This window comes from Staphylococcus sp. EG-SA-2 (assembly GCF_017152085.1).
Genome location: NZ_JACYHC010001249.1, coordinates 1 through 9,506, shown reverse-complemented (window position 1 = coordinate 9,506; position 9,506 = coordinate 1). Strand labels below are relative to the sequence as shown.

Sequence of the window (9,506 nt, the reverse complement as noted above, 5' to 3'; positions counted from 1 at the left end):
CCACAACAACACATCAAAGTAACATGGCATGACACCAAGCTTCCACAACAACACGCCATTACATCGCATCATCATACTACAACTTCAATGTCTAGTCGTGATAATTCCATTCCGTAAAAAACTGTTTCAAGTACATCATCATAAAGTCGTGACGTTCTTTAGCAATCATCTTCGCCGTATCTGTATGCATTAAAGATTCTAACTTAAGTAATTTTTCAAAGAAATGTTTAATTGCAGATGGTGGCAACTGTTCAACTAAATCATCATTAATCTTATCTAGTGACATATGTTCTGTCCACATTGGTTCACCAAAGTGTCCTGCAAATTGAAATGTTCGTGCAACACCTATAGCGCCTATAGCATCAAGACGATCTGCATCCCTGACAATTTGACCTTCTAAAGATAAAGTGACATGATCGTTTTTGCCATTGCGATAGCTCATATTATTAATAATAAATAAAATATGCTCTTGATCTTCGGTTGATAGTGATAAAGAAGATAAAAATGACTTCAATTCAACATATTGTTTGTTAGCATCTACAACTTTTTCGTCAACGGTATCATGAAGCAAACATGCGAGTTCAATGACTAAAGTATCATTAACACCTTCATTTTCAGCGATTGATTTAGCTAAAGCAGTGACACGATATACATGCGCAATATCATGGCCTGTATAATCATTTTGATGAATAGATTCCATATATTTTTTGGCAGCACTAATGACGTCTGATTGTTGCATTAAAGTTACACTCCTCATATTTCTATTTTATAAGATAGGTGACAATAATTGTGAAATACCTTCTTTAAATTTAATCCAAAGACTTCGCTTAGCATAACGTGCTTTTGTTAATTCAGAAGATACTGCTAAATCATCTATAAAAGCTTGTTTTAATTTTTTGGCAATTTGTTGGTCATAAATAAAAGCGTTGACTTCGAAATTCAATGTGAAACTGCGATGGTCCATATTAGCTGTTCCCACACTTGCAATTTCATCATCTATAACAAGTGTTTTTGAGTGTAAAAAGCCATTGTCGTAGTGAAATACTTTAACACCGGCATCTAATAAGGATGCTGCATTTTTTAAAGTAGCCCAAAAAACAAACGGATGGTCAGGTTTATTAGGAATCATGATATTGACATCAACACCACCTAATGCCGCAATTTTAATAGAATCTAAAAAGGCTTGATCAGGTATGAAATAGGGAGATTGAATATAAATCGATTTTTTAGCAGATGAAATCATTTTCAAATAGCCGTATTTAATCTGTTCCCATTCTTCGTCAGGACCACTAGAAGCTATTTGAACGCCAATTGTTCCACCAGAATTTACATCTGGGAAATAACGATCATCATAGGAGATGTGGTCACGTGTGGCTTGTGAATTCCAATCTAGAATAAATCGTAATTGCAATGCATTCACTGCATCCCCGACAATTCGTAAATGCGTATCTCGCCAATAGCCGAATTTTTTTGATTTACCTAAGTACTCATCACCAACATTAAAACCACCAACATATCCAATTTGCCCATCTATTACAACAATTTTTCGATGGTTTCGATTGTTCATACGCAAGTTAATTAAAGGTAATTTTGATGGGAAAAATGCTTCAGCATGTCCACCTTTATTGCGAAACGGGCGTAAGCCTTTTTTACGCAGTCCACGAGAACCCATGTCATCATAAAGAATTTTAACTTCTACACCTTGTTCCGCTTTTTTACCAAGTTCATTTAAAATGGTACGACCTAATTCATCATTTTGAATAATATAGTACTGAAAATGAATATAATCAGTAGCATTACGGATGTCTTGTATTAGGTCATCAAATTTTTCTTGGCCGTCTGTGTATATTTTTAAATCGTTGTCTGTTGTTAAAAATGCTGCGTTATTATATAACAACATTTGAATCATTTCTTTAAATTTTACAATTTGATAATTGGAATTTGAAAAGTTTTCATTTTTTAAAGCAGCTAATTGCTCATCAACGATTAACTCTAATCCTTTTTTATCTTCCTTATCAATTTTGAAAATTTGGTCACGTTGAATTTGTCGTCCTAATAGTAAGTATAAAATGAAGCCGAATAAAGGCAAGAAAACTAAGACTAGTAACCAAGCCCAGATAGAATTGGCAGAACGTCTTTCCATGAAAATAATGGTAAAGGCGAATAATAAGTTTAAAATAAATGCACCAATAAATATTGAATTTAAAATAATATTAGAATGCTTGAGTGCAATGGATAATAACTCTATCATTTGAAACCTCCCATCGAAAATCTTAAACGAGTAGTATATCTTATTAATTGTATCATGAAGCAATTTAAATATCATGACAATTTAGTTTGAAAAACACACTTTGTGTTGACGTTGTGTTTTATGGGATATAGTATAGTAAGGAATGTAAATGAAGGAGTGAATGCTATGACTGAACAAGATAATGCACATCATTCTGAACAAATAAAAACGAATCTTAAATCACGTTTAAATCGAATTGAAGGACAAGTGAGAGCGATTAATCGCATGATTGAAGAAGATGTCTATTGTGATGATGTCCTTACGCAAATAAGAGCGACACGTTCGGCGTTAAACAGTGTTGCGATAAAGTTATTAGAACAACATATGAAAAGTTGTATTATGAATAAAGTTAATCAAGGTGCTCAGGAAGAGGCAATGGAAGAGTTATTAGTGACTTTTCAAAAATTGATTAAAGACTAAAGGAGTTTAAGATGATACATCAAAATACGATTTACACAGCGGGAATTGAAACAGAAGAACAAGTAAGTCAATTGACAGAACGCATTTCAAATATGATAGGTGTTCATCAAGTGAATATTAATATAATAGATGGTCAAGTAACTGTATCGTATGAGACACCAGCAAATTTGAATAGTATTGAAAAAGAAATCTATGATGAAGGATACAAAATTGTAATTTAGGGTATAATGTAGAGTGCGCTATAGATTTTAATTTTGAAAATAAATTAAAAATTTTGTAAATGATGTAGTAAAGGTATGTCGAATAGGGTAAGATAATATTGAAAGCGATCCAAACGAGGTGATAATAATGAAACGTCCTGAAAAGATTCAAAATGTAGTCAAACTATTGTCATCATTAGGTGTGAATATTAAAAAAACTAAATCTCGTTTAGACATTATTAATACTTTGCCAGCATCTAATAAAGTAAGTCACGAATTAAAATAATTGACTGTGATTGTGAATCACACACCGTTAAAGCTATCGTCGGACTATTCGATGATAGCTTTTTTGACTGGATTTACTAAAATGAAAGCAAGTACTATATAACAAAATCCCTCTTTAGAGTGTACATTTTACAATGTGTACTTCAAAGAGGGATTGTTATTATCGAGTAATATCTATATATGACATTTTAAATCGACGACGTAAATAGACTATATAACGTCATCTTGAAAAGTTATGATATTTGAAACTCAAAATAGTTTAAATTAATTACTTTTTGGATGGTATAAATCGACATATCGTTTTGGTTCATGATAATAAATTGATAAGACTATACCTATTCCAGTCATCATACTCCATAGCGCACTACCACCATAACTAATAAATGGTAATGGAATACCAGTGATTGGTAACAACTGAATTGTCATACCAATATTTTGTAAAATATGGAACACAAGTAAAGTGACGAAACCAACGATAAAGATTTTGTTAAATTGATCTTCAATTTTCGCAGCTAATCTTATTAGATGGAAGATTAAAAATAAAAATATTAAGATCAATATGACAGAACCGATAAAGCCAAGTTCCTCTCCAATCACTGAAAAGATAAAGTCAGTATGATTTTCAGGTATATAAACTTCACCGTGATTGTATCCTTTACCTAGTAACTGTCCAGAACCGATAGCTTTAAGTGATTCAGTTAAATGATAGCCATCACCACTACTATATGTATAGGGGTCAAGCCATGAATTGATTCGTCCCATTTGATACAGTTGGACACCTAATAAATTTTCAATTAATGCGGGTGCATATAGAATACCTAAAATGACTGTCATTGCACCAACAATACCTGTAATAAAGATAGGTGCTAAGATACGCCATGTTATACCACTTACTAACATCACACCTGCAATAATAGCAGCTAATACTAATGTAGTTCCTAGGTCATTTTGCAGTAATATTAAAATACTTGGTACTAACGAGACACCAATAATTTTGAAAAATAATAACAAATCACTTTGGAATGATTTATTGAATGTGAATTGATTATGTCTAGAAACGACACGCGCTAATGCTAAAATTAAAATAATTTTCATGAATTCAGATGGCTGAATACTGATAGGGCCAAACGTGTACCAACTTTTGGCACCATTGATAATAGGTGTAATAGGTGACTCAGGAATAACGAGCAAGCCTATTAATAATAGACAGATTAAGAAATACAATAAATATGTATAATGTTTAATCTTTTTAGGTGAAATAAACATGATGATACCTGCAAAAATTGCACCTAAAATGTAATAAAAAATTTGTCTGATACCGAAATTAGCACTGTATTGACCACCGCCCATTGCCGAGTTAATAAGCAGAACACTGAAAATTGCTAAAACAGCTATAGTGGCTACTAATACCCAGTCTACTTTGCGAAGCCAATGCTTATCCGGCTGTTGACGAGATGAATAATTCATTGCAAACTCCTTTTATACTCACTAATGTTTATATCAATTTTACATGACTTTTTAAAAATTAGCTAGAATATCACAGTGATATCAGCTATAGATTTCAATTTGAATTAGGAATAAAATAGAAGGGAATATTGTTCTGATTATAAATGAATCAACATAGATACAGACACATAAGTCCTCGTTTTTAAAATGCAAAATAGCATTAAAATGTGATACTATTAAGATTCAAAGATGCGAATAAATCAATTAACAATAGGACTAAATCAATATTAATTTATATTAAGGTAGCAAACCCTGATATATCATTGGAGGAAAACGAAATGACAAAAGAAAATATTTGTATCGTTTTTGGAGGGAAAAGTGCAGAACACGAAGTATCGATTCTGACAGCACAAAATGTATTAAATGCAATAGATAAAGACAAATATCATGTTGATATCATTTATATTACCAATGATGGTGATTGGAGAAAGCAAAATAATATTACAGCTGAAATTAAATCTACTGATGAGCTTCATTTAGAAAATGGAGAGGCGCTTGAGATTTCACAGCTATTGAAAGAAAGTAGTTCAGGACAACCATACGATGCAGTATTCCCATTATTACATGGTCCTAATGGTGAAGATGGCACGATTCAAGGGCTTTTTGAAGTTTTGGATGTACCATATGTAGGAAATGGTGTATTGTCAGCTGCAAGTTCTATGGACAAACTTGTAATGAAACAATTATTTGAACATCGAGGGTTACCACAGTTACCTTATATTAGTTTCTTACGTTCTGAATATGAAAAATATGAACATAACATTTTAAAATTAGTAAATGATAAATTAAATTACCCAGTCTTTGTTAAACCTGCTAACTTAGGGTCAAGTGTAGGTATCAGTAAATGTAATAATGAAGCGGAACTTAAAGAAGGTGTTAAAGAAGCATTCCAATTTGACCGTAAGCTTGTTATAGAACAAGGCGTTAACGCACGTGAAATTGAAGTAGCAGTTTTAGGAAATGACTATCCTGAAGCGACATGGCCAGGTGAAGTCGTAAAAGATGTCGCGTTTTACGATTACAAATCAAAATATAAAGATGGTAAGGTTCAATTACAAATTCCAGCTGACTTAGACGAAGATGTTCAATTAACGCTTAGAAATATGGCATTAGAGGCATTCAAAGCGACAGATTGTTCTGGTTTAGTCCGTGCTGATTTCTTTGTAACAGAAGACAACCAAATATATATTAATGAAACAAATGCAATGCCTGGATTTACGGCTTTCAGTATGTATCCAAAGTTATGGGAAAATATGGGCTTATCTTATCCAGAATTGATTACAAAACTTATCGAGCTTGCTAAAGAACGTCACCAGGATAAACAGAAAAATAAATACAAAATTGACTAACTGAGGTTGTTATTATGATTAATGTTACATTAAAGCAAATTCAATCATGGATTCCTTGTGAAATTGAAGATCAATTTTTAAATCAAGAGATAAATGGAGTCACAATTGATTCACGAGCAATTTCTAAAAATATGTTATTTATACCATTTAAAGGTGAAAATGTTGACGGTCATCGCTTTGTCTCTAAAGCATTACAAGATGGTGCTGGGGCTGCTTTTTATCAAAGAGGGACACCTATAGATGAAAATGTAAGCGGGCCTATTATATGGGTTGAAGACACATTAACGGCATTACAACAATTGGCACAAGCTTACTTGAGACATGTAAACCCTAAAGTAATTGCCGTCACAGGGTCTAATGGTAAAACAACGACTAAAGATATGATTGAAAGTGTATTGCATACCGAATTTAAAGTTAAGAAAACGCAAGGTAATTACAATAATGAAATTGGTTTACCTTTAACTATTTTGGAATTAGATAATGATACTGAAATATCAATATTGGAGATGGGGATGTCAGGTTTCCATGAAATTGAATTTCTGTCAAACCTCGCTCAACCAGATATTGCAGTTATAACTAATATTGGTGAGTCACATATGCAAGATTTAGGTTCGCGCGAGGGGATTGCTAAAGCTAAATCTGAAATTACAATAGGTCTAAAAGATAATGGTACGTTTATATATGATGGCGATGAACCATTATTGAAACCACATGTTAAAGAAGTTGAAAATGCAAAATGTATTAGTATTGGTGTTGCTACTGATAATGCATTAGTTTGTTCTGTTGATGATAGAGATACTACAGGTATTTCATTTACGATTAATAATAAAGAACATTACGATCTGCCAATATTAGGAAAGCATAATATGAAAAATGCGACGATTGCCATTGCGGTTGGTCATGAATTAGGTTTGACATATAACACAATCTATCAAAATTTAAAAAATGTCAGCTTAACTGGTATGCGTATGGAGCAACATACATTAGAAAATGATATTACTGTGATAAATGATGCCTATAATGCAAGTCCTACAAGTATGAGAGCAGCTATTGATACACTGGGTACTTTGACAGGGCGTCGCATTCTAATTTTAGGAGATGTTTTAGAATTAGGTGAAAATAGCAAAGAAATGCATATCGGTGTAGGTAATTATTTAGAAGAAAAGCATATAGATGTGTTGTATACGTTTGGTAATGAAGCGAAGTATATTTATGATTCGGGCCAGCAACATGTCGAAAAAGCACAACACTTCAATTCTAAAGACGATATGATAGAAGTTTTAACAAGCGATTTAAAAGCGCATGACCGTGTATTAGTTAAAGGATCACGTGGTATGAAGTTAGAAGAAGTTGTAAATGCTTTAATTTCATAGAGATTAGTCGAGCGACCTTTTACTTATAAAAATGATTTGAATTAATACTAAAAGATTACAAAGAAGAGGTGGTTTTGTGTGTAAATACAAAATTGCCTTTTTCTTTTTATGTTAAATCTATAAATTTGAAACTAAATCAAGGTTAATTCTATGTACACACTTTATATAGGAAGTAGTTTGAATGTTTATATAATGTTTTACAAAAAGATGTAGTATTATAATGTCTAATTTCACATGTGTTTCAGTAAAATTTGTTGTGGAATGTTAACGATATACGTATTTTATAAAAAATTTTTTATAATGATTATTCGAATGATGCGTAACGCTTACATCTTATCTAATGCTAGCTTTTTGACAAAAATATGACAATCAATTAATGTGATTCTAATAAATATTCGCAAATTGCTTTATTGCGATTAAATTTTTTTGGTGGTACTATATAGAAGTTGATGAAATATTAATGAACTTATATGCAAAAGTATATTGAGAAATAAACAGGTAAAAAGGAGAATTATTTTGCAAAATTTTAAAGAACTAGGGATTTCGGATAATACGGTTCAGTCACTTGAATCAATGGGATTTAAAGAGCCGACACCTATCCAAAAAGACAGTATCCCTTATGCGTTACAAGGAATTGATATCCTTGGGCAAGCTCAAACCGGTACAGGTAAAACAGGAGCATTCGGTATTCCTTTAATTGAGAAAGTAGTAGGGAAACAAGGGGTTCAATCGTTGATTTTAGCACCTACAAGAGAATTGGCAATGCAGGTAGCTGAACAATTAAGAGAATTTAGCCGTGGACAAGGTGTCCAAGTTGTTACTGTATTCGGTGGTATGCCTATCGAACGCCAAATTAAAGCCTTGAAAAAAGGCCCACAAATCGTAGTCGGAACACCTGGGCGTGTTATCGACCATTTAAATCGTCGCACATTAAAAACGGACGGAATTCATACTTTGATTTTAGATGAAGCTGATGAAATGATGAATATGGGATTCATCGATGATATGAGATTTATTATGGATAAAATTCCAGCAGTACAACGTCAAACAATGTTGTTCTCAGCTACAATGCCTAAAGCAATCCAAGCTTTAGTACAACAATTTATGAAATCACCAAAAATCATTAAGACAATGAATAATGAAATGTCTGATCCACAAATCGAAGAATTCTATACAATTGTTAAAGAATTAGAGAAATTTGATACATTTACAAATTTCCTAGATGTTCATCAACCTGAATTAGCAATCGTATTCGGACGTACAAAACGTCGTGTTGATGAATTAACAAGTGCTTTGATTTCTAAAGGATATAAAGCTGAAGGCTTACATGGTGATATTACACAAGCGAAACGTTTAGAAGTATTAAAGAAATTTAAAAATGACCAAATTAATATTTTAGTCGCTACTGATGTAGCAGCAAGAGGACTAGATATTTCTGGTGTGAGTCATGTTTATAACTTTGATATACCTCAAGATACTGAAAGCTATACACACCGTATTGGTCGTACGGGTCGTGCTGGTAAAGAAGGTATCGCTGTAACGTTTGTTAATCCAATCGAAATGGATTATATCAGACAAATTGAAGATGCAAACGGTAGAAAAATGAGTGCACTTCGTCCACCTCATCGTAAAGAAGTACTTCAAGCACGTGAAGATGACATCAAAGAAAAAGTTGAAAACTGGATGTCTAAAGAGTCAGAATCACGCTTGAAACGCATTTCTACAGAGTTGTTAAATGAATATAACGATGTTGATTTAGTTGCTGCACTTTTACAAGAGTTAGTAGAAGCGAACGATGAAGTTGAAGTTCAATTAACTTTTGAAAAACCATTATCTCGCAAAGGCCGTAACGGTAAACCAAGCGGTTCTCGTAACAGAAATAGTAAGCGTGGTAATCCTAAATTTGACAGTAAGAGTAAACGTTCAAAAGGATACTCAAGTAAAAAGAAAAGTACAAAAAAATTCGACCGTAAAGAGAAGAGCAGCGGTGGAAGCAGACCTATGAAAGGTCGCACATTTGCTGACCATCAAAAATAATTTATAGATTAAGAGCTTAAAGATGTAATGTCTTGAGCTCTTTTTT

General features: G+C 32.7%; 9 protein-coding genes. 6 read left to right on the top strand and 3 right to left on the bottom strand.

The window, feature by feature from the left end; translation table 11 throughout:
* Positions 1-91: 91 nt before the first annotated feature.
* Together IDG60_RS20305 and cls are read right to left on the bottom strand one after the other, a co-directional pair.
* Positions 92-739: an HD domain-containing protein gene (locus IDG60_RS20305; protein ID WP_001187630.1), complete on the bottom strand. Its 648-nt coding sequence runs from the start codon at positions 737-739 to the stop codon at positions 92-94.
* A gap of 27 nt (positions 740-766) precedes the next feature.
* Complete coding sequence (gene cls / locus IDG60_RS20300; RefSeq protein ID WP_000571549.1) at positions 767-2,251, bottom strand: cardiolipin synthase; 1,485 nt, start codon at positions 2,249-2,251, stop codon at positions 767-769.
* A gap of 165 nt (positions 2,252-2,416) precedes the next feature.
* Between cls and csoR the strand changes: the two genes are divergently transcribed.
* The 3 genes from csoR to IDG60_RS20285 all read left to right on the top strand — a co-directional run bounded on the left by csoR (position 2,417) and on the right by IDG60_RS20285 (position 3,196).
* Positions 2,417-2,710, top strand: a complete 294-nt coding sequence (gene csoR / locus IDG60_RS20295; protein ID WP_000138932.1) for a copper-sensing transcriptional repressor CsoR — start codon at positions 2,417-2,419, stop codon at positions 2,708-2,710.
* 11 nt (positions 2,711-2,721) lie between these two features.
* Entirely contained in the window at positions 2,722-2,931 is a 210-nt protein-coding gene (gene csoZ, locus IDG60_RS20290) for a putative copper chaperone CsoZ (RefSeq protein ID WP_000581793.1), read from the top strand.
* 127 nt (positions 2,932-3,058) lie between these two features.
* Positions 3,059-3,196 carry an Lmo0850 family protein gene (locus IDG60_RS20285; RefSeq protein WP_000828354.1) on the top strand — a complete coding sequence of 46 codons (138 nt, stop codon included), beginning with the start codon at positions 3,059-3,061 and terminating at the stop codon, positions 3,194-3,196.
* A 263-nt stretch (positions 3,197-3,459) separates the two neighbouring features.
* Here the strand turns inward: IDG60_RS20285 and IDG60_RS20280 are convergent, their stop codons facing one another.
* The gene (locus IDG60_RS20280) at positions 3,460-4,662 is read right to left on the bottom strand and encodes an FtsW/RodA/SpoVE family cell cycle protein (protein ID WP_001109939.1); all 1,203 of its coding nucleotides are present in this window, start codon (positions 4,660-4,662) and stop codon (positions 3,460-3,462) included.
* Positions 4,663-4,979: 317 nt separating this feature from the next.
* Between IDG60_RS20280 and IDG60_RS20275 the strand changes: the two genes are divergently transcribed.
* The 3 genes from IDG60_RS20275 (at position 4,980) to cshA (ending at position 9,460) form a co-directional block, all read left to right on the top strand.
* The gene (locus tag IDG60_RS20275) at positions 4,980-6,050 is read left to right on the top strand and encodes a D-alanine--D-alanine ligase (RefSeq protein ID WP_000159634.1); all 1,071 of its coding nucleotides are present in this window, start codon (positions 4,980-4,982) and stop codon (positions 6,048-6,050) included.
* Between the two features lie 14 nt (positions 6,051-6,064).
* Positions 6,065-7,423 (top strand): UDP-N-acetylmuramoyl-tripeptide--D-alanyl-D-alanine ligase, encoded by a 1,359-nt coding sequence (locus IDG60_RS20270; protein WP_000611464.1) that lies wholly within the window; start codon positions 6,065-6,067, stop codon positions 7,421-7,423.
* Between the two features lie 516 nt (positions 7,424-7,939).
* A complete protein-coding gene (gene cshA, locus IDG60_RS20265; protein WP_001178942.1) occupies positions 7,940-9,460 on the top strand; it encodes a degradosome RNA helicase CshA in 1,521 nt (506 codons plus the stop codon).
* Positions 9,461-9,506: the final 46 nt, after the last annotated feature.

What these genes read in the sequence shown, in the direction of transcription:
- IDG60_RS20305 (WP_001187630.1), bottom strand. Translation starts at nt 739, where the DNA reads ATGCAACAATCAGACGTCATTAGTGCTGCCAAAAAATATATGGAATCT.
- cls (WP_000571549.1), bottom strand. Translation starts at nt 2,251, where the DNA reads ATGATAGAGTTATTATCCATTGCACTCAAGCATTCTAATATTATTTTA.
- csoR (WP_000138932.1), top strand. Translation starts at nt 2,417, where the DNA reads ATGACTGAACAAGATAATGCACATCATTCTGAACAAATAAAAACGAAT.
- csoZ (WP_000581793.1), top strand. Translation starts at nt 2,722, where the DNA reads ATGATACATCAAAATACGATTTACACAGCGGGAATTGAAACAGAAGAA.
- IDG60_RS20285 (WP_000828354.1), top strand. Translation starts at nt 3,059, where the DNA reads ATGAAACGTCCTGAAAAGATTCAAAATGTAGTCAAACTATTGTCATCA.
- IDG60_RS20280 (WP_001109939.1), bottom strand. Translation starts at nt 4,662, where the DNA reads ATGAATTATTCATCTCGTCAACAGCCGGATAAGCATTGGCTTCGCAAA.
- IDG60_RS20275 (WP_000159634.1), top strand. Translation starts at nt 4,980, where the DNA reads ATGACAAAAGAAAATATTTGTATCGTTTTTGGAGGGAAAAGTGCAGAA.
- IDG60_RS20270 (WP_000611464.1), top strand. Translation starts at nt 6,065, where the DNA reads ATGATTAATGTTACATTAAAGCAAATTCAATCATGGATTCCTTGTGAA.